This is a genomic window from Rhizobium sp. MHM7A (assembly GCF_005862215.1).
GTDB lineage: Bacteria > Pseudomonadota > Alphaproteobacteria > Rhizobiales > Rhizobiaceae > Rhizobium > Rhizobium bangladeshense.
This window is the reverse complement of record NZ_VCHT01000002.1, coordinates 724015-746764: the sequence shown is the minus strand read 5'-3', so window position 1 is coordinate 746764 and position 22750 is coordinate 724015. Positions and strand designations below refer to the sequence as shown.

General features: G+C 60.7%; 24 protein-coding genes and 3 pseudogenes. 16 read left to right on the top strand and 11 right to left on the bottom strand.

Translation table 11 applies throughout. The features are described 5' to 3' along the window. Positions 1 to 293: 293 nt before the first annotated feature. On the top strand, positions 294 to 779 hold the full coding sequence (locus FFR93_RS11870) for an SRPBCC family protein (protein WP_138393350.1): 486 nt from the start codon (positions 294 to 296) through the stop codon (positions 777 to 779). Positions 780 to 1120: 341 nt separating this feature from the next. On the opposite strand, the gene FFR93_RS11865 is transcribed toward FFR93_RS11870, so the two are convergent. Then, positions 1121 to 1639: a helix-turn-helix domain-containing protein gene (locus FFR93_RS11865; RefSeq protein WP_138393349.1), complete on the bottom strand. Its 519-nt coding sequence runs from the start codon at positions 1637 to 1639 to the stop codon at positions 1121 to 1123. 88 nt (positions 1640 to 1727) lie between these two features. Here FFR93_RS11865 and FFR93_RS11860 point away from each other — a divergent pair, with 88 nt between their 5' ends. Together FFR93_RS11860 and FFR93_RS41390 are read left to right on the top strand one after the other, a co-directional pair. Beyond that, complete coding sequence (locus FFR93_RS11860; protein WP_138393348.1) at positions 1728 to 2369, top strand: dihydrofolate reductase family protein; 642 nt, start codon at positions 1728 to 1730, stop codon at positions 2367 to 2369. Between the two features lie 479 nt (positions 2370 to 2848). Then, positions 2849 to 3052, top strand: coding sequence for a hypothetical protein (locus FFR93_RS41390; protein WP_138393347.1), 204 nt, complete (start codon positions 2849 to 2851; stop codon positions 3050 to 3052). A 136-nt stretch (positions 3053 to 3188) separates the two neighbouring features. On the opposite strand, the pseudogene FFR93_RS11850 reads toward FFR93_RS41390, so the two are convergent. Then, positions 3189 to 3529 (bottom strand): annotated as a pseudogene (locus FFR93_RS11850) (TetR/AcrR family transcriptional regulator); the annotation flags it as partial. Between FFR93_RS11850 and FFR93_RS41385 the strand changes: the two are divergent. Together FFR93_RS41385 and FFR93_RS11840 are read left to right on the top strand one after the other, a co-directional pair. Then, positions 3525 to 3647: pseudogene (locus tag FFR93_RS41385) on the top strand (O-methyltransferase); the annotation flags it as partial. The pseudogenes FFR93_RS11850 and FFR93_RS41385 sit on opposite strands and share 5 nt — an antisense overlap. 173 nt (positions 3648 to 3820) lie before the next feature. Further along, positions 3821 to 4819 (top strand): DUF808 domain-containing protein, encoded by a 999-nt coding sequence (locus tag FFR93_RS11840; RefSeq protein WP_138393346.1) that lies wholly within the window; start codon positions 3821 to 3823, stop codon positions 4817 to 4819. Positions 4820 to 5218: 399 nt separating this feature from the next. On the opposite strand, the gene FFR93_RS11830 is transcribed toward FFR93_RS11840, so the two are convergent. Beyond that, on the bottom strand, positions 5219 to 5686 hold the full coding sequence (locus FFR93_RS11830) for an Lrp/AsnC family transcriptional regulator (protein WP_138393493.1): 468 nt from the start codon (positions 5684 to 5686) through the stop codon (positions 5219 to 5221). A 124-nt stretch (positions 5687 to 5810) separates the two neighbouring features. On the opposite strand from FFR93_RS11830, the gene FFR93_RS11825 reads away from it, so the two are divergent. The 4 genes from FFR93_RS11825 (at position 5811) to FFR93_RS11815 (ending at position 9082) form a co-directional block, all read left to right on the top strand. After that, on the top strand, positions 5811 to 7025 hold the full coding sequence (locus tag FFR93_RS11825) for an argininosuccinate synthase (RefSeq protein WP_138393345.1): 1215 nt from the start codon (positions 5811 to 5813) through the stop codon (positions 7023 to 7025). A gap of 284 nt (positions 7026 to 7309) precedes the next feature. Next, positions 7310 to 7483 (top strand): hypothetical protein, encoded by a 174-nt coding sequence (locus FFR93_RS40810; protein WP_167358937.1) that lies wholly within the window; start codon positions 7310 to 7312, stop codon positions 7481 to 7483. Positions 7484 to 7762: 279 nt separating this feature from the next. After that, a complete protein-coding gene (locus tag FFR93_RS11820; RefSeq protein WP_171049173.1) occupies positions 7763 to 8539 on the top strand; it encodes a phosphodiester glycosidase family protein in 777 nt (258 codons plus the stop codon). A gap of 141 nt (positions 8540 to 8680) precedes the next feature. Then, complete coding sequence (locus FFR93_RS11815; RefSeq protein ID WP_064705368.1) at positions 8681 to 9082, top strand: GFA family protein; 402 nt, start codon at positions 8681 to 8683, stop codon at positions 9080 to 9082. Positions 9083 to 9120: 38 nt separating this feature from the next. On the opposite strand, the gene FFR93_RS11810 is transcribed toward FFR93_RS11815, so the two are convergent. Further along, positions 9121 to 9594 (bottom strand): VOC family protein, encoded by a 474-nt coding sequence (locus FFR93_RS11810; protein ID WP_138393343.1) that lies wholly within the window; start codon positions 9592 to 9594, stop codon positions 9121 to 9123. 339 nt (positions 9595 to 9933) lie between these two features. Between FFR93_RS11810 and FFR93_RS11805 the strand changes: the two genes are divergently transcribed. Then, entirely contained in the window at positions 9934 to 10149 is a 216-nt protein-coding gene (locus FFR93_RS11805; RefSeq protein WP_064705370.1) for a hypothetical protein, read from the top strand. Positions 10150 to 10407: 258 nt separating this feature from the next. Here the strand turns inward: FFR93_RS11805 and FFR93_RS41380 are convergent. From FFR93_RS41380 to FFR93_RS11785, 4 genes and pseudogenes are all read right to left on the bottom strand, one after another. After that, positions 10408 to 10509 (bottom strand): annotated as a pseudogene (locus FFR93_RS41380) (ornithine cyclodeaminase family protein); the annotation flags it as partial. Positions 10510 to 10696: 187 nt separating this feature from the next. After that, positions 10697 to 11203 (bottom strand): GNAT family N-acetyltransferase, encoded by a 507-nt coding sequence (locus tag FFR93_RS11795; protein ID WP_138393342.1) that lies wholly within the window; start codon positions 11201 to 11203, stop codon positions 10697 to 10699. A gap of 487 nt (positions 11204 to 11690) precedes the next feature. Next, complete coding sequence (locus FFR93_RS11790) at positions 11691 to 12044, bottom strand: hypothetical protein (RefSeq protein WP_245296670.1); 354 nt, start codon at positions 12042 to 12044, stop codon at positions 11691 to 11693. Positions 12045 to 12215: 171 nt separating this feature from the next. Next, positions 12216 to 13037: an AraC family transcriptional regulator gene (locus FFR93_RS11785; RefSeq protein WP_138393341.1), complete on the bottom strand. Its 822-nt coding sequence runs from the start codon at positions 13035 to 13037 to the stop codon at positions 12216 to 12218. Between the two features lie 94 nt (positions 13038 to 13131). On the opposite strand from FFR93_RS11785, the gene FFR93_RS11780 reads away from it, so the two are divergent. Then, on the top strand, positions 13132 to 14055 hold the full coding sequence (locus FFR93_RS11780; RefSeq protein WP_138393340.1) for a phytanoyl-CoA dioxygenase family protein: 924 nt from the start codon (positions 13132 to 13134) through the stop codon (positions 14053 to 14055). Between the two features lie 53 nt (positions 14056 to 14108). On the opposite strand, the gene FFR93_RS11775 is transcribed toward FFR93_RS11780, so the two are convergent. After that, complete coding sequence (locus tag FFR93_RS11775; protein WP_138393339.1) at positions 14109 to 14618, bottom strand: nuclear transport factor 2 family protein; 510 nt, start codon at positions 14616 to 14618, stop codon at positions 14109 to 14111. Between the two features lie 94 nt (positions 14619 to 14712). On the opposite strand from FFR93_RS11775, the gene FFR93_RS11770 reads away from it, so the two are divergent. The 4 genes from FFR93_RS11770 to FFR93_RS11755 all read left to right on the top strand — a co-directional run bounded on the left by FFR93_RS11770 (position 14713) and on the right by FFR93_RS11755 (position 18127). Further along, positions 14713 to 15690, top strand: coding sequence for a LysR family transcriptional regulator (locus tag FFR93_RS11770; RefSeq protein ID WP_138393338.1), 978 nt, complete (start codon positions 14713 to 14715; stop codon positions 15688 to 15690). A 104-nt stretch (positions 15691 to 15794) separates the two neighbouring features. Further along, positions 15795 to 17198: an aspartate aminotransferase family protein gene (locus tag FFR93_RS11765; protein WP_138393337.1), complete on the top strand. Its 1404-nt coding sequence runs from the start codon at positions 15795 to 15797 to the stop codon at positions 17196 to 17198. Positions 17199 to 17333: 135 nt separating this feature from the next. After that, on the top strand, positions 17334 to 17573 hold the full coding sequence (locus tag FFR93_RS11760; protein WP_138393336.1) for a hypothetical protein: 240 nt from the start codon (positions 17334 to 17336) through the stop codon (positions 17571 to 17573). Between the two features lie 65 nt (positions 17574 to 17638). Further along, positions 17639 to 18127 carry a hypothetical protein gene (locus FFR93_RS11755; protein ID WP_171049159.1) on the top strand — a complete coding sequence of 163 codons (489 nt, stop codon included), beginning with the start codon at positions 17639 to 17641 and terminating at the stop codon, positions 18125 to 18127. 42 nt (positions 18128 to 18169) lie between these two features. Here FFR93_RS11755 and FFR93_RS11750 read toward each other — a convergent pair whose 3' ends face one another. Continuing rightward, the gene (locus FFR93_RS11750; RefSeq protein WP_138393335.1) at positions 18170 to 18592 is read right to left on the bottom strand and encodes a TIGR02594 family protein; all 423 of its coding nucleotides are present in this window, start codon (positions 18590 to 18592) and stop codon (positions 18170 to 18172) included. A gap of 416 nt (positions 18593 to 19008) precedes the next feature. After that, complete coding sequence (locus FFR93_RS11745) at positions 19009 to 20592, bottom strand: Na+/H+ antiporter (RefSeq protein ID WP_138393334.1); 1584 nt, start codon at positions 20590 to 20592, stop codon at positions 19009 to 19011. Positions 20593 to 20806: 214 nt separating this feature from the next. On the opposite strand from FFR93_RS11745, the gene FFR93_RS11740 reads away from it, so the two are divergent. Beyond that, positions 20807 to 22708 carry a potassium transporter Kup gene (locus FFR93_RS11740; protein WP_138393333.1) on the top strand — a complete coding sequence of 634 codons (1902 nt, stop codon included), beginning with the start codon at positions 20807 to 20809 and terminating at the stop codon, positions 22706 to 22708. Positions 22709 to 22750 lie beyond the last annotated feature (42 nt).

Below are 22750 nucleotides of genomic sequence, written 5' to 3'. Positions count from 1 at the left end.
TGGCGGGGCCGCTGGTTCTATTGTTCGTGAGGTAAAGATGCGGAGACTATTCATGCGCCACTGGCGGTCATTCATTCCCATTTCCGATAAGGCGATGGGGCATTTCAATTGCGCCATCCCCTCGTGGACAAAGGCTGTCGATAGTTTGCTGGCAATTTGGAGCTCGCAAGGTGAATTGATCCGAATGCCACGCAGGCGTGCCCACTAGACCGAGAACCGTTTTGACGTTTATGGTTCGCCTGCGGCGCCCGCTTTGAGCTCGCAACTTGCGATAAGGAGAAGAAGGAGGCGGCATGGCTCCCGATCCTACGGGTTACATTCGTGGAAACGACCTCATCCTGAAGCGTACATTTCGCGCCCCCATTGATGACGTATGGACAAGCCTGACGAGTTCCAAACACACCGCGCTCTGGTTCGGTGGTTGGGAAGGCGACTCCGGCCCAGGAAAGGTCGTGCGCCTGCAATTGCGTTATGAAGAAGGTCAACCGTGGACGAACTTGATGATCGAGGAGTGCGAGGCACCTCGGCGTCTGGTCGTCACGATGAAGGACGACTATGGCGAGTGGCGCATCGAACTGACGTTGACACAGACGAACGACAAGACCGAGTTGCGCTTCGTGCAGCCCCTGAGCGACCGGAAAGCCGCGGGCGACATAGCGCCGGGCTGGGAGTACTATCTCGACATGCTGGTCGCCGCACGCGAAGGCAAGACGCTGCCGTCCTTCGAGGATTATTACCCCTCACAAAAGGCACACTACCTAGCGTTCACGGACGACTGATTGACTGCGGACTTGATATTCGAGGCTCTATTTGGAGGCCGCTTTGGACGAACGAATCGGCTTGATAGATTAGCGTTGAGCGGCAATCAGTCCGCTCACGTTCACTGAGCGTGGGCGCGGTAGCCGACCTGCCAGCGAATATTGACCCCATTTTGTGGGTAATCAGGATGGCGCGGAAGCGAGCGCATTGGCTGAACGCTCCAGCGCTGGCAGAGAGCGGACCCTACGAGCGCCAAATGCAGACACGCCTCTAACCGCCTTGGCGCGAACCCTTCCACTCCCAATGCGCAGTTTCATAGTCCATTCGGCCGCTCCTGCTCGCCATTCTTGTCAGCGCACCGTCAGGCCCCCGCCGCCATCCTCTCCCGCACCTCCAGAAACGCCGCCGTCAGCCGCGCCAGCACCGGCGAAGTCACAGTTCCGTTCGCCCCACCGATCGGATCGGCGATGTGGATTCGCCGGAGATCCTCCATGAATTCGTCCCATAGCGGCTGCCCGCCCTCTTCGAGAAGCTGCGCGCGAATGCTCAGATCCTCGCTCACCGGCAGGTGCCGCCTTCCCCAGGCGCCGATCATGGCGAAGAGCGGAACGAGCTGGATCGCCGGCTCCGTCAGGCTATAGATTGCTTTCTGGCTATGGCTCGGATCGTCGCGCTTGCTGATGAAGCCGAGCGAAAGAAGCCGCTTCAGCCGGGCCGCCAAGATATTGGAGGCGATCCCCTCCTCCGAATGATTGAGCAGATCGCGGAAATGCCGTCGGTTGCCGAACATGATGTCGCGGATGATAATCAGACTCCATCGGTCGCCCAGCACTTCCATCGTCAGGTTGATCGGGCAGCCGGACCGCAATTCTATATCCACTGGCGTCTCCTGTAAAAACCAGTTGCATAATAGGAGCACTCGTGAGAGAACACAACTAGTTTCAGATAGCAATCAGATGGAGGAAGGCATGTCCAAGGTGCGTGTCGCAGGATTTTCAGTTTCTGTGGATGGTTTCGGCGCAGGGCCGGAGCAAAGCCTGAATGATCCGCTCGGAAAGCGAGGGCCGGAACTGTTTCAGTGGTTCTTCCACACACGCACCTTCCGCGCGATGATGGGCAAGGACGATGGTTCGTCGGGCATCGACGAGGATTATGCGTCCCGTGCCATGGCCAATTTCGGAGCCTTCATTCTCGGGCGCAACATGTTCGGCCCGATCCGCGGCGAGTGGCCCGACGATGCCTGGAAGGGCTGGTGGGGTCCGAACCCGCCTTATCACGCCCCCACCTATATCCTCACCCATTATCCACGCGAACCGCTCGTCATGGAGGGCGGCACCACCTTCCATTTCGTCACCGGCGGCATTCATGAGGCGCTCGATCAGGCGAAGGCGGCGGCCGGCGATAAGGATGTGAAGATCGGCGGCGGGGTGGCGACCGTCCGTCAATATCTGCAGGCAGGTCTGATCGACGAGCTGCATTTCGCCGTCTCGCCCGTCGTGCTCGGCAAGGGCGAGGCGATGTTTGCAGACATCGATCTTCCTGCGCTGGGCTTCCGCGTCACCGAGCATGTCGCCAGCGAAAAGGCCACACATATCGTACTGGCGAAATAACCGCGCCGCCGGTTCAATCCGGCCACCTCTCCGTCGTAAGCGGCGTCGGAAGCACACTCATCCGGCACCAGGACGAGCCGGCTGTCCTGCATATGCGCGAGAACGTGCCCTGGGATGAGACAGGCCCACCGACCGGGGTCGCGCATTATAGCAGACGCTCGTCCGTGCGGATCGAGCGGAGCCCGGCCGAGCAGAAGTCTTACGGGTTAGCCCGGAATGACGACGCGGGGAGTTCAGAGGGCCCGTCCGCTTGCCATCGCCTTTTTCGGCATTCGCCTTCTGCGACACCGCCTATCCAGACTGCGCAGAACATAATGCTCAGCACTCCTGTTCCTCGACCTGTCGTGAAGTAAACATGTCCAAATAGCTTTGGCATTGCTGCAGAATGAGCGTAGAGTAAGCGTCATCGGCCCATCGGATCATTGGCAAGACCGCTTGAGAGACCATCGTGTTCTAGCCGCCTTATAGAGGGTACGAAGATGCTCTTGTCGTTTATTTCACTCGACGACAGCGAAATAACCATCGTCACCGACGCCGTTCGGCAATGGTGCTGCGAGAAAAAGCTTGACATCGACAGCATCGAAGGGCGCCGCGCCATCGCCGCTGCCGTAGACCTCGTTCAAATGAATCTCGCCCGGGACAGACTTCTTGCCGAACTGTCGAAGCAGTTGGACCACCGCTAGATATCGAAATCTGTCCATCATCTCTGCCGCACACATAGCCGTAACAGGTGTTGGATTGAGACGTCGGCGGATCAAGGAAGGCTTCTCATCCGCCGAGTTGCGGTCCACTATCAGGGTTTCACCCTGTCCCGCCGCATTAGAGCTTTTCAAGGTTGGCAACGAACATGTCGACCATGGCCTCGGCATAGGCTTCGATATCCTCCAAACTTCTGGGAATCTCGGAGAACTGTTTGCCCACGGTGGCGAGGGTCGTAACGATCAGGTCTCCGGCAAACGCCCGGCTTGCCTCCGTTACCGACGGCAGCACCTCCTGCATGAACAGCCCGAAAATCCGATCTCCTGACGCCCTCGCCGCCTGCGCCTCCGGCGCATCCCGTTAGAGCGGCGCGGCGTCGTGAAGCGCCTCCGCATCGCCGCTTCCTCACACTCGGAGCGAAGAAAGGCGTGAACAAGGATGCGCAGCCGTTCGAAGGGCGGAAAGGGACTCTATCGTGACATCCTGGAACTGGTGGAGGACCGCCTGAGGCCGGGTGCCCTCATCCTCGCCGACAATGCCGACCTCCCCCCCGCATATCTCGTCCGCGTTCTCTCCCCACCGCAGGATAGCTCTCGCTCTGCCGTCCGATGGTTATGCGCAACAGCAATGAAACCGCACGCTTCCTACGATTACTTGGCCTTCAGGCGCCGCGACCATCCGGAGTGCCCTTTCCGGCTGTCGCCCGATTGGATATTGTCGCCGTCCATTGTTCATGAATGAGAGGTTTGCTTGTGAGTGTCGGTCTGATTGCCCTCCTTGATGATGTCGCTACGCTTGCAAAGGCGGCCGCCGCTTCTCTGGACGACGTGGTCGCCCACGCGGGCAGAGCCGGTGCCAAAGCCGCCGGCGTCGTGATCGACGACGCAGCCGTCACGCCGCGTTATGTGACCGGCCTTGCTGCCGCGCGCGAACTGCCGATCATCGCGAAGATCGCCATCGGTTCCCTCAAGAACAAACTTCTGTTCCTCCTGCCGGCCGCACTCGTCCTCAGCCTTCTCGTGCCGCAGGCTGTGACGCCGCTGCTCATGCTCGGCGGGCTCTACCTCTGCTATGAAGGGGCCGAAAAGGTCTATGAACTCGTCATGCCGCACGCAGCCCATGCCCACGAGAATGCGCTCGAGACGATCAGCATCGATCCCAAGACCTTTGAGGACGAGAAGGTGGCGAGCGCCATCAGAACCGATTTCATCCTCTCGGCCGAGATCATGGCGATCACCCTTGGCTCCCTGTCTGAGTCCGGCCTAGCGATGCAGGCGCTGGTTCTCGCCCTGGTCGGCATTATGATCACCGCCGCTGTCTACGGTGTCGTCGCCTTGATCGTGAAGGCTGACGATTTCGGCCTCTGGCTTGCCCAACGCTCTTCCTCCGCTCCGGGAAGCACGTTCTTGCGCATGCTCGGGCGCGGCCTGGTGCAGGGCATGCCCTACCTTCTCAAGGTGCTTGGCCTCATCGGGACGGCGGCGATGATCTGGGTCGGCGGCGGCATCATCGTCCACGGTGCCGAAAGCTTCGGCTTTGCCTGGCTGAGCCATCTTCTTCACGATGCCGGGGAACGCGCCGCGCATGCAATTCCGGCGGTTAGCGGCGTCATTTCCTGGCTGGTCCAGGCTGCCGGCTCGGGTCTTGTCGGCATCCTCCTCGGGGTCGCGACCATCCCGGTCGTCAGCCACGTCGTAGCGCCTGCATGGCGGTGGTGCGCAACGCGGCTGCGCAGGATGAGAACTGCATAGGCGAGCAGTACCAGGTGTTGTGACTATGCCATGCGCCGCGCAGGAGGCGTCGGGATGGCTCAGGCGCCGTCACCTGCCCCGCCGGGCGACGAAGCGCCTGCGCCGCGGCCCAATCAGATACTGCGGCCGACGCCGGCACCGTCAATGGTACACCTTTCGCATAAGCGCGTTGCGCCGCAAATGATCGCGTCCATGTTCTTCTCGGCCCAGTGAGTGAGTGCCGAAACGGTATCCGTGCCGCCGATTATGCCGCAGCGCTGAAAGCACAACTGCGGCACGCGGACGGCGGCTCGCCGGCGTCCGCGCCGCTTCAGCCTCCCCTTGGGCGCCCCGCAGCAGCCTCGAAGGACGAGGCCCACCGGCGGCATCCTATATGGCTGGTGCGATACATACGCGACCCTACCGCAACGGCAGTTCGAAACTCCGCTTCAGCGTTTCCATCGGCACGTCGGTCTTGACGCTGAGGACGCTCGGAATGCGCGTCAAGTGGTCGGCCTGGAAACGCCAGTAGCTGTGCAGGTCGGCAGTGACGATCCGAAGTACGGCATCACATTCTCCAGTCGTCAGGTAACATTCCATCACCTCGGGAAACCGCCTGACGGCCTCGGCAAACCGTAGTGTGACCTCCGCATCCTGCGTCTTGAACCAGACGCGGGCAAAAACCGTCAGCCCCGCCCCGACCTTTGCCGGATCCAGGACAGCGACATAGCGATCGATGATCCCGGCCTCTTCCAGAAGGCGCACCCGGCGCAGGCAGGGCGAGGGTGAGAGTCCTACCTCTCGTGCCAGCTCGACATTCGAAATGCGTCCGTCTCGCTGCAGCACGCGCAGAATACGGCGGTCGATCGCGTCCATCATGACCGGCATTTTATAGCTCACAATCGTCTCATAGTGGCATAATATGCCTCACTTTTGCAGTTTTTGGAGATCTTCGCAAGCTTCTTGCGCATGATTTGGCCTATCGTTCCACGCATCAATGTGGAGATGGCTGATGGCAGGAAACATAGAGAAGATCGTGCTCGCTTATTCGGGCGGGCTGGACACCTCGATCATCCTCAGGTGGTTGCAGGAAACTTACGGATGCGAGGTGGTGACCTTCACCGCCGATCTAGGCCAGGGTGAAGAGCTGGAACCAGCGCGGGCAAAGGCAGCAACGTTTGGAGCGAAGGACATCCGCATCGTTGATCTGCGTGAGGAATTCGTCCGCGACTTCGTCTTTCCGATGCTGCGGGCAAACGCGCTTTATGAGGGGCTGTATCTCCTTGGCAGTTCGATCGCGCGGCCGCTGATCGCCAAGCATCTTGTCGCCATTGCCCGGGAGGTTGGCGCAGACGCTGTTGCCCATGGCGCAACGGGCAAGGGCAATGACCAGGTCCGCTTCGAGCTGGCCGTCAATGCGCTCGACCCTTCGATGAAGATCATTGCTCCCTGGCGTCAATGGAACATTCTTTCCCGCACGCAGCTTCTGGGATATGCCGAAAAGCATCGGATCCCCGTGCCGAGCGACAAGCTCGGCGAGGCGCCGTTCTCGATCGACGCCAACCTTCTACACACATCGACTGAAGGCAGAATTCTTGAAGATCCGGCAGAGGTCGCACCCGATCACATCTACCGGCGCACGGTCGATCCCATCCACGCTCCCGATGCCCCTGAGATCGTCACCATCGGCTTTGAGAGCGGTGATCCGATTTCTCTGGACGGCAAGGCGATGAGACCGGCAGTCTTGTTGACCGAACTCAACGAAATAGGCGGCCGGCATGGCATCGGGCGGCTCGATCTGGTTGAAAATCGCTTTATCGGGATGAAGTCGAGAGGCGTATATGAGACACCGGGAGGAACGATCCTGCTTGCCGCACATCGCGGGATTGAATCCATCACGCTCGATCGCGCCGCCGCACATCTGAAGGATGAGATCATGCCGCGCTACGCCGAGCTGATCTACAACGGCTTCTGGTTCGCACCCGAGCGGGAGATGCTGCAGGCCCTAGTCGACCGAAGTCAGGCCTTCGTCAGCGGTGAAGTGACGGTGAGGCTCTATAAGGGAAGCGCCTCGGTCATCTCTCGCACCTCGCCTTACTCACTCTATTGCGCCGACCTCGCCACCTTCGAGGAAAGCTCCATCGCCTACGATCATCATGATGCCGAAGGCTTCATCAGGCTCAACGGACTGCGGCTCAGGAGTTGGGCAGCTCGCAATAGGCAATGAGCGCCTGATTTACCTCAGCGGCGCCATCCTAAGCATCTGCAGATGCCCTCATCGAGGGCATCGTGGTCGACATCAACCCGATCGTGCTCGGCGAATTCCTCTGCGTCCCCGCGGCCGAACCACCTACTCCACGAGTGCACACCGAAACAATTCAAACGATTTTAAACAGCCCACCAAAAAGTTAATCGATTTTAATTCTATCCTTCAATTTTTCTTGTTGCGACGCAAAAGAATTTAGCCATTAATTTCCGCAGGTGCTAAGTAGGTTCGTTGGAGGAACTCGCATGACTGTGACATTTCCGCTGACCGAGAAGCGCGACGCGGAGGCGTTGCTGAAGCACTTGATGGTGCACAAACTCAGCTTTCCCGGAAACTGCGTCGTTTCGCTCAAGGCGCACGTTGCCCATGTCTCATCCTCTCATACAACAGCACTCGGCACCGCCCGTACTGCCTGGTAGATTGACGTCCCCAGCTTCGATTGGATGGTAAAGGGAAAGGTTTGCCCTTGAGGCATCCTCGCCCGTTCATCTGGCGGTATTCCTGCTCTGCCCTGGGGAAGAGGAAGGAAGGCAGAACACAGCCTCAGCGTTTCATGAATGATCGAATGCCAATCGCGGCCGACAGTCATTGCTGTGCCGGCAGAAATTCCTATTCTGGGCGCCGCCGATGGCGAGGAAAAGCCGGGTTACCGGCCGCACGATAGGAATTTGGGTCCCATCATGACTGCTCTGACACCAATCCCTTATCTCAAACAAGGCGTGCTCGCAGCGGCCATGATGCTGGCGGCAATGACGACATCCCTGCATCAAGCGCATGCCGAACCGTGCGAAGCGGAAACTTTCGAAGAGGCGGCATACGTCGTCTGCACTCTGGGAGAGGGAAAATCCGACCTGCGCCTGTTCTGGAAAGGCCCCGATGGCGAACCATACCGCAGTTTTTCAAGCCTTGCCGAAACCGTTCGCTCCGAAGGGAAAACGCTAGCCTTGGCTGTCAACGCCGGAATGTATCGGGCTGATTTCTCGCCGATGGGACTATATGTCGAGAACGCCATGGAATTGAAACCTGCCAATACGGCAGAGGCCGGAGGCTCTGCCGGTCAGGTTCCGAATTTCTACAAAAAGCCGAACGGCGTGTTCTTTCTTGGTGAAGCAGGCGCCGGCATACTTCCGACCGATGAATTTCTGACGCGCGCCCCGAAAGTGCGGTTCGCCACGCAGTCCGGCCCAATGCTCGTCATCGCCGGCAAGCTGAACCCGATCTTCATCGTCGGGTCGACAGACCGAACCCGCCGAAGCGGCGTCGGCATCTGCGCAAGCGGCGCGGTGCGTTTCGCGATCAGCGAAGACAGTGTCAATTTCCACGATTTCGCGCGACTCTTCCGCGACCAACTGAAATGTCCCGACGCCTTGTTTCTCGATGGTGGACGTGGTGTTGGACTCTTCTATCCGCCACTGGGTCGCAACGACCGCTCCTGGCACGGCGGTTACGGCCCGATCTTCGGGCTTGTGGAATAGACACGAGGGATTCCGCTTTCATCGGGCTACGTGATCCGTCAGCCGGGACAGTGCGAGGAAAGCGATATATTGATGGCAATTGCGGTCGCTGCGCGATTGAGGCAGGATGCGGCGCTTGAACCAGGAATTGAACTTACGTTCATGCTGACGGGCTCATGTCATTGCGGCAAGGCGGGCTGGACACTAGAAGGCGATCCGGGTTCGATCACCGCGTGCAACTGCACCCTCTGCCGGCGCTACGGCACGCTCTGGGCCTATGATTACGAAGGAGAGCGTATCGCGCTCACCGGCCAGACGGCCTCCTATACCCGCTCCGGCAGGGAGGCGTCGTCTCTTGAAATCTTGTTCTGCCCATCCTGCGCCTGCGTCTTGAGCTGGCGCGGTCTGCGCCTGCAAAAGGACGGCCGCCGCCGCATGGCCGTCAACATACGGCTTGCGCCGCCGGAGCTCGTCGCTGATCTCCCCATCGATCATTTCGACGGGCTGGAAACATTCGAAGACCTTCCCTCCGACGGGCGCTGCGTACGCGATCTCTGGTTCTGACAGCCTGGCTTCTGTCGGCTTAGGCAGGCAATGGCGCCTCAGCCGCGCCGGGCCGCCTCGATCGCTGCGACATCGATCTTTCTCATCGTCATCATCGCGTCAAAAGCACGCTTTGCCTGGTCACCACCGGCCGAGAGTGCTTCGGAGAGGACGCGCGGCGTGATCTGCCAGGACAAGCCCCACTTGTCCTTGCACCAGCCACACTCGCTTTCCTGGCCGCCATTGCCGACGATGGCATTCCAATAGCGATCAGTTTCTTCCTGATCCTCCGTGGCGATCTGAAACGAGAAGGCTTCGCTGTGCTTGAATGCAGGACCGCCGTTCAGACCGATGCAAGCGACACCCGCAACGGTGAATTCAACAACCAGCACATCTCCCTGCTTGCCGTCAGGATAGTCTCCCGGCGCACGCGTGACGGCTCCCACTGCACTGTCCAGGAAAGTCGCTGCATAAAAGCGGGCGGCATCCTCCGCGTCTTTGTCGTACCATAGGCAGATCGTGTTCTTTGCCATTGCGTGGTCCTTCCCTCTTGGTTTGCAATTCCCACTCAAATAAGAGGCAGACCGCCTTTCTCCAGCCCGTGCAGGCTATTTCCGCGGAAGGCCCTGTTCGGTTGGTCCACCCGCAATACGACCCGGTGATACGCTGCCACAGCGCAGCCGAAACGTGCAGACCGCGGACGGCGTCGACGACAGGCGGGTCCCGGCACCCGACATCCATTAAAACAAAGATCTGGAACCATCGCTTGAATCAAATTCCGAACGACACGCTTTCTGTGTCCTCGCCGCAAAAAGCGTGTCAGACTGACCAACCTGCGCATCTTCTGCGCGCCAATCGAAAGGGCCGAAGCCATGCACAAGTTCACCGTTACCCTCACGCGCGAGATTGAGGCCGATACCGCCGAGGAGGCGGCCTTGCTTGTGTACCAGGAACTTTCAAGAGGACCCGTCCCTGACAGTTACTCGGTCGCCGACGAGACGAAGGAGACTAGAGAGATTAAGCTGGACAGGAACAAAGCTGACGAATTCGCCAGCATCGATCACACCGCCGATCCCGGCAACTGGTAGGAGCCAGACATCCAAGCGAAGGGGGCTTGGCATGAGCAATATGGTCGGTATGGCGGCAGAAGGGCGGAACAGCCAGAGTGAACAGCGGCTTGAAGCACGTTCTTGAATCAAACCCTAAGCATGGCCTGGTTCGGTGGGGCTGCACCGCGACTTCACCTCTACCTCAACGCGCACCAGCGCCGGTGAGGCTGACCCCTGAGATGCTGCCGTGGCGATGACCTGCACGAAAAGAAAGACCTGAAGCCCCCGACGCAAAGCCTACACCGACGCACCCAACCTATCGAGGATCGCCGAGGCGACGACTTCGGTTCCGGCGAGACCTACGGAGCAGAACAGCGTTATTTCCTCCGGCGATCTCCGCAGCATGAGGAATGCGATGGGATGGCGCGCCGCAACAGCAGAAACAGATATCGCGCCCAAGCAAAAGAGTCTCACCCTGAGGTGAACGCAGGGGCCGCGAAGAGCAAGGTGGGCGCTCCCCCTGTGAGTGCAAGGCGCACTGCGGCATTTCACTACCTTTGCAAAACCTCGACCGCGCCGCGACGGCCTAACCCACTAGCCGCCGCGCCATCATCACATCGTCGATCTCCCTCCCATCCTCCAGCACGGCGCCGGGAACGCGGCCAATCTCAACAAAACCCTGCCGCTCGTAGAAACGCATCGCCCCGGGGTTTTCGGCATTGACGAACAGTTCCAGCTGCCGGATGCCAATATCACGCGCATGCTCGGAAATCGCCTTGAGAAGCCTGACGGCAAGGCCCGTTCCGCGCAGCTTGGCTCGGACATAGACCATGACGATCGTGGCGCGGTGGGCCATCTTGCTCGACCGCTGCCGAAACAGGCCCATGATGCCGACGGGTTCGCCGTCCTGAAAGGCAAGGAAAACCGGCTCCTTCAGCCGATTGCGCCACTCCTCGAGAGACAGGTTTTCCCAGTCTTCGTAGCGGCTGGCAAAGGAGGCCGGCTCAGCGCGAAGCGCTTCCAGGCGGATATGCCGAAAAGCCTGCACTTCATCTGCCCCTATGAGCCTAATCGTCACGCCGTCCGCCTTCATCGCGACCTCCCGGAATACTGGAGATATGTCATCGCAGTTGGCTGCAGTGGATGCAATTGGGAAAGCGTCGGGTTCGGATTCTGTTGTCCCGTCGCGGCGCGCCAAGGCTCGAGAGAACCTCGTCCCTGTACGTTTGGTTGCGGAGGATGCGCGTTTCAGGATGAGCTTGGATGGATGTGCTATGGGTCACCCCCTCTGTCCTGTCGGACGTCTCCCCCACAAGAGTGGAGATTGGCAAGAGGCTGCAGCACCGTTCCCTCGCTGTCGTAGCGAAACAATCATACGACGGTTGGTTGGGGAAACCATCGCCCAGCCGATCTCCCTGCTTGTGGGGAGATGCCCGGCAGGACAAAAGGAGAGCCACACGGTAAGCCAGTAAAGGAAAAAGCCTCAAGAGACCCTCATCCTTAGGTGCCCCAAAGAAGCCTCGAAGAACGAGGCAGGCGCGCCCTCCGTCGTCAAAACACAAGGGCGATACCATCCACCATCACTGCGCCGGAGTTCCCACCCGGCCGCCCTTGCGGACAGTCGGCTCGCCGGTTGGGCGGAGATCCCATTGATCGGTGCGGACGGCTGGTTCTTGGGTTGGCCGCTGGTCACTCGCCCTCGCCGGCGGCTCGCGAGTCGATCGCACGACCAGATCATCCGGCTGCTCTGCCGGTTCGAAGGTCGCCTGATCGTTCGGCCTCTCCATCTGGAACGGCGCGATCTGATGGATGACGACGAGAAGAACTATCCCGACCGCCGAGCACACGAGCGCATAGAGAATGAAATATTTCAGTGCATATCCCTCGCTGATCGACAGAGCGGCCTTGACAGCAGCGCGAATGATATTTCGCACATCATTGATGGATACTTCCAGAGAAGGCAATAGATTTTAGCGCAGCCTGGTAAATTTCAGAAATGAACAGCATAGAATAAACAGTTATTGGCGAAAAATGCGCAACATCTCCCGTAATGCTGGATTTATCTTCAATATCCCTACAAATGGCGGGACCCTGGCGGTAGCAGCTCAACCTCGCCTGTACCGCATCCGGAAGTCATGGGGGCTGCAGCCCTCTCGCTCGTGGAAGACACGCGAGAAATAGAAAGGATCGGCGACACCGACCATGGCGGCGACGGTTTCGATCTTTTCGTCGGTGGTGGCGAGCAGTTGCTTGGCCCGGTCCATGCGCGCCCGAAGCTGGAAGTCCTTGGGCGACATGCCCGTTTCGGCAATGAATTTCCGCCGCAGCGTGGCCGGCGATATGCCGTACTCGGCGGCAAAAGCCGCAAGGTCGAGCGGCCGCAGCGCCCTGCCCCTGAGCGTCTCGATGAGATCGCCGGTCGCCGTCGCACTCTCGCGAGCAGCAGCGGCGCCCGCCTGCCGCGCAGCCGCGATCACGATGCGATGCAGCGCCAATGCCGCGGAGGCCCGGCCGAGATGGCTGTCGTCGATGAGATCGGCATGAAGCTGCCCGAAGAGCCGCGCCATCTCCTCGATATGGCGCAGCGCGACGAGCGGATGGCGCTCGGCGATCAGCCGCATCCGCACGAAATCGCGGGTGAACGAGCCCTCGAACAGCGCCCAGCGTTCGTCCCAGCCGGCTTCGTCAGGCCCATAGGAATGGAGCCGGTTCGGAAACAGCCAGAAGAGCGCCGGCCCAACCACGCGCTGGCGGCCGCCGGCGGCGGTTTCGAGAAATCCCTGTCCGCGCTCCACCAGCACGGCCGCGAAACTCGGCAGTCTCCGGTCCTTCACCGCATGGCGGGCATGCTGCGTACCGCTGCCGGTGATGGCAAGCCCGCCGGCCACAGCAAGGGAAGATCGATAGATGGCCTCGGCTTGCCTCATGAGCGAAAAGTCCAGCTGCAGTTTTCCTCCATGGCTATTGGCCCGCACGGCGAGCTAATTGGTAACAGGTGAAATCAAGCTGTGGATGGATGAAATGTCAATTGCCGCGACTGCCGCCGGGAAGAGAACGCTGCAAACACCCCTCGTCGCCCATGGCAAAACGATTCCCGCCGAACGGCTCGGCGCGCTCGCGCCGACCGATCCCGCCATCGGCATCGAATCCATCCGCCGCCGCTATGAGGAGGATGGTTATGTCTGGCTTAAGGGCCTTCTGCCGCGCCCCGAAGTGATCGATTTTCGCCGCTGGGTCTTCACCCGCCTCGCCGACACCGGCCTGCTGGCATCCGGCCATGATTTGGCACTCGGCATCGCCGCCACCGAGGGCGTCGACTGGAACCTCGCCAACCGCCGGCTGATGTCGATCGTCCGCTCCGCCGCCTATGAAGGCTTCTGCGCCCAGCCGAGCCTCGTGCACTTCATGGACGCCTTGCTCCAGGGCATCTCCTATCTCCATAAACGCAAGCTGATGCGCTACGTCCAGCCGGGCACAGCGGCCGTGACGCCCGCCCATTACGACCTCGTCTACCTCCGCGGCGGCACCAGCCGGCTGGTGACGGCTTGGATCCCGATCGGCGACACCCCTGTCGAGATGGGCGGCCTCGTCTATCTCGAAGGCTCGCATGCGCTTGGCCGCAGCATGGAGGCCGAGTTTCAGGCGAAGAGCGGCGATCTCTCGCCGGAGGAGCGGATCAGCGCTTATAACAGCCACATGGCCGAAGGCGGCTGGATCTCCAAGGATCTGCCCGACATGGCCGAGCGCTTTGACACCCGCTGGCTCGCCGCCGATTACGAGGCCGGCGACGTCGTGCTGCACTCCCCCTACATGATCCACGCCGCCACCACCAACGAGGACGGCGCCCGGCGGCTGCGCCTTTCCACCGACATCCGCTACCAGAACGTCGACGACGAAATCGACGCCCGCTGGAGCAACCACTGGAGCCTGGGGGATATGCTGTAGATCTTTCACATGTCTCTGAATCAAAACCGCTGCATGGTTTTGTCAGACATGCTTCAGGAAGCCGTCAGCGCCGCTGCCTGCTCCAGGCTGATGCCATTGGCAAGCGGGTCGGCGTGGCGGTGCGCCAGCCGCCATTCTGCGCCCTCGCGGCGATAGACCAGGGTGACGCGCAGCGACCAGTCCTGCATCGGCAGGCCGCCGACTTCGACCCTGCAGCGCTCGATGACGGCAAGTACGACCATATCGGCCGAGCCATAGGCCTGCACCACCTCCTGCTCGAAACTGCCATTCGCAAAGAAGCGGCCGACGGATTGCCAGCGCTCCTCGGTCAGTTCGGCCTCACGCGTCGGCCGGCCGCCGAAGGGAGACATCAGCGTGAAATCGGCCGCATGCGGGTTGAGGGCGCGATAGGCTTCAATATCACCGCGCATCAACGCCGCATTCGCCTCGGCCGTGCGGCAGACGAGTTCGGCGCACGCATGATTGACGACGAAACCTTCGTTGCCCGCGCCGGAAAAGCGGCGATCGGCCTCGGCCAGTATTGAATTGGATTTTGATGACATGAGCTTGCTCCATGAGCGATGCGAACGCCCTTTACGCCGCCGCCGGACGATCCCACTTCAGCCATGCTGAATCCAATGATATGATTTCAGCGATATGCTGAATTTGGTTGACCTCTCCCGCACAGATCTCAACCTCCTCGTTCTCTTCGAGGCGGTGCTGGAGGAGCGACATGTCGGGCACGCGGCCGAGCGGCTGAACCTCACCTCCTCGGCCGTCAGCCACGGCCTCAGCCGCCTGCGGCGGCTCATGAACGATCCGCTGTTCCTGCGCACGCCGAAGGGCGTCGTGCCCACGGCCCGCGCCTTGGAGCTCTCCGCGCCGATCGCCGATGTGCTCGCCCGCGTGCGCAAGGTGCTGTCGGCCGCCGAACCCTTCGATCCCGCCAGCTCCACGCGCCGTTTCACCATCGGCGCCCCTGACGGCATTTCCGCCGTGCTGCTGGCGCCTGTTCTGGGCGAGCTTGCTCGCACGGCGCCGGGCATCGATATCAGCATCCGCCAATTGCTGCCGACGCCGGGGGAGACCAGGCCTGAGCGCGCCTGGCGCGGCGCCTTCGCTGATCTCGACGACCGGGTGACCGATATCGCGGTCATCCCCACCGGGCACATTCCTGAGCGCTTTCATGTGGGCGGGCTTTATGACGAGGATTTCGTCGTGGCAATGCGCGCCGGCCATGCTTTCACCGATGAGCCGACGCTCGCGCGGTATTGCGAGCTGCAGCATCTGGTCGTCTCGCTCGGCGGGGATCCTCACGGCTTCGTCGACGAGGCGCTGGCGAGGCTCGGCTGCACACGGCGCGTCGCGCTGACCGTGCCGAACTTCATGTTCGCGCTCGCAATCCTTGCCGAGACAGACCTGCTCTGCGCCCTGCCGAGGCGCTTTGCCGCCATGCATGCGGCGCGCTTCGGTCTCGAAAGCGTCGACGCGCCGCTGGAGCTCACGCGGTTCCGCATCAATGCCGTGCTTCCCAAGGTCGCCTTGATGGATGCCGGCGTCGCCTGGCTGCTTGTCATCCTCGAAAAAGCCCAGCCACCCTTGCCGCCAGCCGGCCGATCCTCCGCCACCATTTGAGCCCTTCAACACGGCCGGGAAAGGTTTTAGACTACCGGCGCCGACAGCTCGTTTGGAGGCGGTCCTCTTGAGGACCGGCGGGCGTTCGGCTGAGAGGGACCCGCATGTCGGCAATCGCATCTTTGTTTCAGGAAGCAGCCCGGCTTGCGGCGGGGTTTCGTGAGCGCGCGCCCGCCCGCCATGTGCCTCGGCACGACTATGCCGCCTCGCTTGCCACCTTCGACGAGCCGCTGCCGGCTGCCGGCGCCGAGATGGCCGATGTCATCAGACAGCTTGCCGAAGGCGCCGAGCCCGGCCTGCACTTCATGACCGGCCCGCGCTTCTTCGGCTGGGTCATCGGCGGCTCTCATCCGGTCGGCGTCGCGGCCGATTTCCTGACCAGCGCCTGGGGCCAGAATGCCGGCAACCACACCGCCGCCCCAGCCGCAGCCGCCGTCGAAACCGTCTCGGCGCGATGGCTTCTCGATATATTGAAGCTGCCGGCCGAAAGCTCTGTCGGCTTCGTCACAGGAGCGACGGTCGCCAATTTCACCTGTCTTGCCGCCGCCCGAGGCGAAGTGCTGCGCAAGGCCGGCTGGGATGCGGACGCCAAGGGCCTTTTCGGCGCGCCCGAAATCACCGTGCTGATCGGAGACGACGCCCACACGACCGTCTTCTCCGCGCTTCAGTTCCTTGGGCTCGGCCACGACCGCGTGCTGCGCCTGCCGACGGACCCCATGGGCCGGATCGACACGGCCGCGTTCACCGGCGCGCTTGACCCGGTCGTCGGCCCCTGCATCGCCATCCTCCAGGCCGGGCAGATCAATACCGGCGGCTTCGACGATTTTATGAGCTTGATCCCGGCGCTTCGAGAAAAAGGCGCTTGGGTACATATCGACGGCGCCTTCGGCCTCTGGGCGCAGGCATCGGAGAAATTCAGCCATCTCAGCCGCGGCGTCGAGTCCGCCGACAGCTGGGCGACCGACGGCCACAAATGGCTGCAGACGCCTTATGACTGCGGCTATGCGATCGTGCGCGACGAGCTTGCCCACCGCCGTGCCATGACGATTGCCGCGAGCTACCTTCCGCTTGCATCAGAGGGCGAGCGCGACCCCTCTCATTACGTGCCGGAGCTTTCCAGGCGCGCCCGCGGCTTCGCCACCTGGGCGATGCTGAAGCATCTCGGCCGCGACGGCATAGCCGCCCTCATCGACCAATGCTGCGCCTCTGCCCGGTTGCTGGCCGAGCATCTCCAGCGCGAATCCGGCATCACCATCGTGAACGAAGTCACACTGAACCAGTTCATCCTCCGCTTCGCCACTGACCGCCCGGACGACGAAAGCGACGCGATCACCCGCAAGACTATTGAAAAGATCCGCGAGGAGGCCACCCTCTTCGCCGGCGGCGCCAGATGGCGCGGCCGCGACGTCCTGCGCCTCTCCGTCATCAATTTCCAGACCACCGCGGACGAGGCAAGGTTGGCGGCGGAGAGCATTGTCGCGGCCTTCCGGAGCGTCAGCCGCGGCTGACCTTATTCGCTCGCAGCTCCACTATTGACACTTCCCCGAGCAGCATTACGGTCCTCTCTTCTGGATTGAGGAGGAGACGTGTCGCTCCGAGTCACTCCCGATCGGAACGACCGATAACCGAGATGAGAAACGGATATGAATAGGTCACGGCGATCACACGCCGTTCCGGGAACGGCAGCCATCTTCCTGATGGTGATCGGTCTGGCCTGCACAATGCCGGCTTTTTTCCTCTCCGGGATCGGCGCTTTGATGGCGTGGGCAGACTACGCCGACCGCGGCTGTCCCTATGGCGTGCAGTGCGAGGATGCCGTGGACGTGATGTGGATTGCCGGCCTGGTATCCCTCACCTGTGTCACAATCGCGCTCCGTGTCTAGCGCTTGCATAGAGGCGGCCTGTTTCGCAGCGATAAGGCGGTTGAACAAAAATGATGGCTTTTCCCATGTCTCGATATCTCCCCGCGATTGTCGCTCTTCTCACCCTGATCCCGGCCGCCGGCCATACCAGTGAGGCGCGTGGAAAATCGACGCTTCCTCCTGCGAAAGACTGCGTGGAAGTCGGCGGGATCGTCTTGCCGGGACAGGCCGGAGGCCCGCCCTATGCGGCAGCCGAGCTCAAATGCGGCGCAAAGCTGTCGCTCGTACTTCAACGCCAGACCGGTATGAATGGAAACCTCCCCGTCTGGACCATGGTCGACCAGGTAACGATCACTAAGCCGAGCCCGCGCCACGAACTTCTGCAGCCGGCCTATTGCTCATCCAGCCGGTTTCCCGATGCCTCCGTCTTCGCGCTCGGCAGAATGGCGGAACAGCCGGACGGCTCCTATCGATCGGAGAAGCTGGTCAAAGCCTGGAGGTTCGATATCAAACGCGAAAGGCTGGCCGTCATCCCCGTCGACGGCGTGCTGTGCGAGCTGGACGCCGTCGATTGACGGTCGATCAGCAATTCGGATGCATCAGAAGGCAACCTGGCTTCATCGTCGAACGGCAACGACCGAGCTGGCTCGGTAGCGTGACAGTTGCACCCGGTTGGATTGGTTGCCGCCGAAGAGATAGACGTATTGGCGTCGCTGATCGAAATGATCGAACAGGCTGACATGGAACCGCCTGCCGCTTAGGATAACAACGACATCTCCCCGCCTCGCCGAGCGGAAGAAGACCGGCTTGCCGAACCTCTTCCAGGAAACTGCCATATTGGGATTGGCTGGTGGCTGGCGCGACGATCGTTTGGCGACGAAGGCGAGGAAGGCTCCGCACCATGACGTTCGGCGGGGATTGATGCTGAGAAAGGAAATGGAACGTTCGTGCATGCGATTGTATTTTGAAGCCGTCACGAGCATGTCGGCCTCACACGGTACGGCAAAAACCGTGAGGGCTATGACGAGAATAATTTTCATTGTTTCTCACCATTGTTTGGATAATTTGGAACATCCGAAATGTGGCGAAGAAAAAATCGCGGACGGAACGTATATTTGAATCGTGGCGGCAATTAGAAGCAATTTATCCGCGTTTTTTCAGAATTTACAGAAACGAAACTCAACTTGGCCAGCAACACCGCCCTGAAAACGGACAATGTAACAACCTCCAGACACTCGGTTGGTGAAGCCGGAAAATGAAGCGTTTGGCTTCGGAAGCGACGAGACGCCAGCGCCATAAGGACACCTCAGCGGAACGACCGCCGACACTTCACAAGGACGCAGAGCTAAGGCCATTAGTTTCGACGCGATTTATATTTACAGGGACCGCATCGAATACTTCGACTTGCTCGTAAATTATTACTGATCGGCTGCCTTCGTTCCGACCGGACGCAAATTCAGGCTTTGGCTGAAATCGCGCTCAATTCCTCGAGATCGAGATCCCGTTCCAGCTCCTGCAGCGTCTCGTCATCGATATCCCCGGCTCGATGGAGGCGAATGAGTTCCCGACGTCCGGTTGCAACCGCCTCGAGAACGACATCGAAATGAGCGTGGAGTACCGGAATATAATGTTCTGTTCTCGCGGCGTAGTCGACGATCGCTGTGGCACGGCGCTGGTATCGCTCCAGCAATTGGGGATGGATGAGGTTCCCCTCGCTGTCGTATGCCAGGTTTTGCACGGTCCCAAGCTGCGCCTGCGCCATGGCGGCCTCGGCCTGGCTCATTGTCAGACGCGCTTTTTCCGTCTCCGGCTCAACCAGCCGCGCCCAAGCGATAATCCGCCCCAAGGTCGTTCCCTGGACGAGCACGGTTCCGAGGATGACGGCGAATGACGTTGCGAGAATGAAGTCGCGGCCGGGAAATTCTGCCGGCAGACTGAGGGCCAGGGCGAGCGTCACCACACCGCGCACGCCCGCCCAGCTAAGGACGGTGGCGCCGCCGGCGCCCAACGGCTGGGCGCGGTTGAAGCCTAACTCGGCACACAGCCGGATGACGAAATCCGAAGCGAAGACCCATGCAAAGCGCGCGATCACGAGCGTCACGAGGATCGCCAGCATCGGCAGCCCCATGGTGGCGATCACCGTGACGAAACCGCCGCCGCGCTCGACGACATCGCGCAACGACAGCCCGATCAATGTGAAGACCGAAGCTTCCATCAGGAAGATCATCACGTTCCAGAACGACGTTCCTCGCATGCGCGTTGCGGCCGAAAAGACGGTGTGCTGGTGCCAGGAAGCGATCAGACCCGTGGTGACAGTGGCGATGACGCCGGACACATGCAGCAATTCGCCGAGCAGATAGGAAATCCAGGCGAGCAGCACGGTAGCGGCGATGATGAGATATTCGTCGCCCAAGCGCCGCACGAATTTCACCCATGCCGTTCCGACAACGACGCCGACGACCGCTCCGCCCAGCGCCAGCACAAAGAAATTGCCAGCCACCTCGGCCGCGCTGAAGCTCCCCGTTGCAGCGGCGGCGACGGCAAAGCGGAAGAGAACCAGACCGCTCGCGTCGTTGAGCAAACTCTCGCCTTCCAGCAGAATCTGCAGCCGCCGCGGCAGCCTCACGCGCTCCAGCACGGCACGGGCAGACACCGCGTCAGGCGGCGAAACGATCGCGCCAAGCGCGGCACAGGCGGCCCAGGGAAGTGACGGAAAGAGAAGATGGGTCACGATGGCCACGACGGCGCAGGTGAAGAATACCGCCCCGACGGCGAGCGCGGCGATGCCGATCACATGGCGCCGCAGCCGTACGAGAGCGATGGCCCAGGCGCCGTCCATCAGGAGCGGCGGCAGGAAGATGACAAGCACCAGTCCGGGATCGACGGTAATCGCCGGCAGCCCCGGCACGAAGGCCAGCAAAGCGCCGCCGGTCAGCAGCGCCACGGACGGCGGCAATCCCAGCCTGTGGGCAGCGTAGTGCAACGCGATGATCGCGAGAAACATCGCAACCACCAGTTCGAACAATTGAGTGGGTTCCATCTCACTCGGTCCCGGCCTAGAAACTGATTTCGGATGCCTACTACATAATTTTCTCGGCCGAAATCGATTCATCCGAGCTTCTCACGACTTGCCATACCGACCCGGCATTCATGCTCGCCTCGTCACGAAAAGTTTGCACCGATACGAATTTACTTGCCCTTCTCCAATACGGCATATGTTTCTGTCTGTAGGCAAGCGGCATGAGCGGGGAAACATGACTTCAACACATGCAGACAAGACCGGTGACGGCACCAGCCGGAGCGGCTTTGTCGGACTGGTTGTCGGCGCAGTCGGCGTCGTCTATGGCGATATCGGCACTAGCCCGCTTTATGCCTTTCGCGAGGCGCTCAGGCCCTTTGCTGCCGATGGCGTACACGAGCCGGAAGTGATCGGCCTAATATCGCTGATGGTCTGGACGCTGACAGTCATCGTGACCTTCAAATATGTGCTGTTCCTGCTCAGGGCGGACAATGACGGCGAAGGTGGCACCCTCTCGCTTCTTGCCCTCCTGATGAAGAAGATGGGACGAAACGTGCCGGTGCTGTTCTTCGCTGGCTTGATCGGAGCAGCCCTATTCATCGGCGATGCGATGATCACGCCTGCCCTCTCTGTCATGTCAGCGCTCGAAGGCCTGAAGCTGGTCACGCCGGCTTTCGCCGATTATGTCCCGCTCGCCTCGGCTGCTATCATGATCGTTCTCTTTGCTGCGCAGTCGAGGGGGACTGCAGCTGTGTCTATGTTCTTCGGGCCGATAACGGTCTTGTGGTTTCTTGCCATGGCTGTCGGCGGGTTGATCCATATCGGCGACGACTGGAGGATTCTGGCCGCCCTCAATCCGATCAATGCGCTTTCATTCCTCGCTCATGCCGGCAGCGTCGGCCTCATCGTGCTCGGCGCCGTCTTTCTGACGGTGACGGGCGCCGAAGCGCTCTACGCCGATCTCGGGCATTTCGGGCGCCGCCCCATCCAGACGGCATGGTTCGTGCTCGTCTTTCCGGCATTGCTCCTGAACTATCTCGGCCAGGGCGCGCTTGTTCTCGCCCATCCGGAAACGGCCACCAATCCGTTCTTTCTGATGTACCCGGATTGGATCCTGCTGCCGGTGGTCATCCTGGCAACGATGGCGACTATCATCGCCAGCCAGGCTGTCATCACCGGCGCGTTTTCCTTGGCCCGCTCGGCAGTTCATCTCGGCTTCCTGCCAAGGCTGCGGATCAAATTCACATCGGAGACCAACACCGGGCAAATTTACGTACCGAGCGTCAATCTTCTGCTGCTGGTCGGCGTACTGATGCTGATCTTTTCCTTCGGCGACTCAGAGTCGCTGGCCACTGCCTACGGCATCTCTGTGACCGGAACCATGGTCATCTCGACCATGCTGTCCTTCCAGTTCCTGCGGGCTGTCTGGGGCTACTCTCTCATGCTCGCCGTCACCCTGCTGCTGCCGCTCTTCTTTATCGAAGTCTTGTTCCTGGCCGCCAATTTGTTGAAAATCCATGACGGCGGCTGGGTTCCGGTCGCCTTGGCGCTGGTGATCATGATTTTGATGTGGACGTGGACCCGCGGGCAGGCCTACCTGAAGAGACTGCGCGCCAACAACGAAATTCCGCTCGATTCCTTCATCCGGTCGATCGAGCGGAAGTCGGACCATTCGCCGGTCACCGTTCCGGGAACCGCGGTTTTTCTGACCAGCGTCCCGGACCGGACGCCGAGCGTTCTGCTCCACAATCTCAAGCACAATCATGTGCTCCACGAACAGAACGTGATCCTGACCGTCTGGACCGAGGACGAGCCTTACGTCCCCGACAGCAGACGCGTCAAACTCAGCCAGCTCTCGCCGCGGTTTGTGCGCCTGGACATTACCTTCGGCTTCATGGACGATCCGGATGTCACAAGAGCCCTGGCTCTCTGCCGGGAGGGAGGCTTCAAGTTCGAGATCATGAAAACGTCCTTCTACCTCGGTCGCCGTAACCTCGTCAGGACACCGAACACCGGTTTGCCCGGCTGGCAGGAACGGATATTCATGGGGTTGGAAGGCTTTGCGATCGATCCCTCCGACTATTTCAACCTGCCGTCAAACCGCGTCGTCGAGCTTGGCGAACAGGTTGCCATATAAAGGCCAGATCGCATCAGCCCGCTTCGGCGCCGGCGGCCTCAT

Excerpts from the sequence above, each read along its gene's own strand:
- FFR93_RS11870 (WP_138393350.1), top strand. The coding sequence starts at position 294 with ATGGCTCCCGATCCTACGGGTTACATTCGTGGAAACGACCTCATCCTG.
- FFR93_RS11860 (WP_138393348.1), top strand. The coding sequence starts at position 1,728 with ATGTCCAAGGTGCGTGTCGCAGGATTTTCAGTTTCTGTGGATGGTTTC.
- FFR93_RS41390 (WP_138393347.1), top strand. The coding sequence starts at position 2,849 with ATGCTCTTGTCGTTTATTTCACTCGACGACAGCGAAATAACCATCGTC.
- FFR93_RS11830 (WP_138393493.1), bottom strand. The coding sequence starts at position 5,686 with ATGCCGGTCATGATGGACGCGATCGACCGCCGTATTCTGCGCGTGCTG.
- FFR93_RS11825 (WP_138393345.1), top strand. The coding sequence starts at position 5,811 with ATGGCAGGAAACATAGAGAAGATCGTGCTCGCTTATTCGGGCGGGCTG.
- FFR93_RS40810 (WP_167358937.1), top strand. The coding sequence starts at position 7,310 with ATGACTGTGACATTTCCGCTGACCGAGAAGCGCGACGCGGAGGCGTTG.
- FFR93_RS11815 (WP_064705368.1), top strand. The coding sequence starts at position 8,681 with ATGCTGACGGGCTCATGTCATTGCGGCAAGGCGGGCTGGACACTAGAA.
- FFR93_RS11810 (WP_138393343.1), bottom strand. The coding sequence starts at position 9,594 with ATGGCAAAGAACACGATCTGCCTATGGTACGACAAAGACGCGGAGGAT.
- FFR93_RS11805 (WP_064705370.1), top strand. The coding sequence starts at position 9,934 with ATGCACAAGTTCACCGTTACCCTCACGCGCGAGATTGAGGCCGATACC.
- FFR93_RS11795 (WP_138393342.1), bottom strand. The coding sequence starts at position 11,203 with ATGAAGGCGGACGGCGTGACGATTAGGCTCATAGGGGCAGATGAAGTG.
- FFR93_RS11785 (WP_138393341.1), bottom strand. The coding sequence starts at position 13,037 with ATGAGGCAAGCCGAGGCCATCTATCGATCTTCCCTTGCTGTGGCCGGC.
- FFR93_RS11780 (WP_138393340.1), top strand. The coding sequence starts at position 13,132 with ATGTCAATTGCCGCGACTGCCGCCGGGAAGAGAACGCTGCAAACACCC.
- FFR93_RS11775 (WP_138393339.1), bottom strand. The coding sequence starts at position 14,618 with ATGTCATCAAAATCCAATTCAATACTGGCCGAGGCCGATCGCCGCTTT.
- FFR93_RS11770 (WP_138393338.1), top strand. The coding sequence starts at position 14,713 with ATGCTGAATTTGGTTGACCTCTCCCGCACAGATCTCAACCTCCTCGTT.
- FFR93_RS11765 (WP_138393337.1), top strand. The coding sequence starts at position 15,795 with ATGTCGGCAATCGCATCTTTGTTTCAGGAAGCAGCCCGGCTTGCGGCG.
- FFR93_RS11760 (WP_138393336.1), top strand. The coding sequence starts at position 17,334 with ATGAATAGGTCACGGCGATCACACGCCGTTCCGGGAACGGCAGCCATC.
- FFR93_RS11755 (WP_171049159.1), top strand. The coding sequence starts at position 17,639 with ATGTCTCGATATCTCCCCGCGATTGTCGCTCTTCTCACCCTGATCCCG.
- FFR93_RS11750 (WP_138393335.1), bottom strand. The coding sequence starts at position 18,592 with ATGAAAATTATTCTCGTCATAGCCCTCACGGTTTTTGCCGTACCGTGT.
- FFR93_RS11745 (WP_138393334.1), bottom strand. The coding sequence starts at position 20,592 with ATGGAACCCACTCAATTGTTCGAACTGGTGGTTGCGATGTTTCTCGCG.
- FFR93_RS11740 (WP_138393333.1), top strand. The coding sequence starts at position 20,807 with ATGACTTCAACACATGCAGACAAGACCGGTGACGGCACCAGCCGGAGC.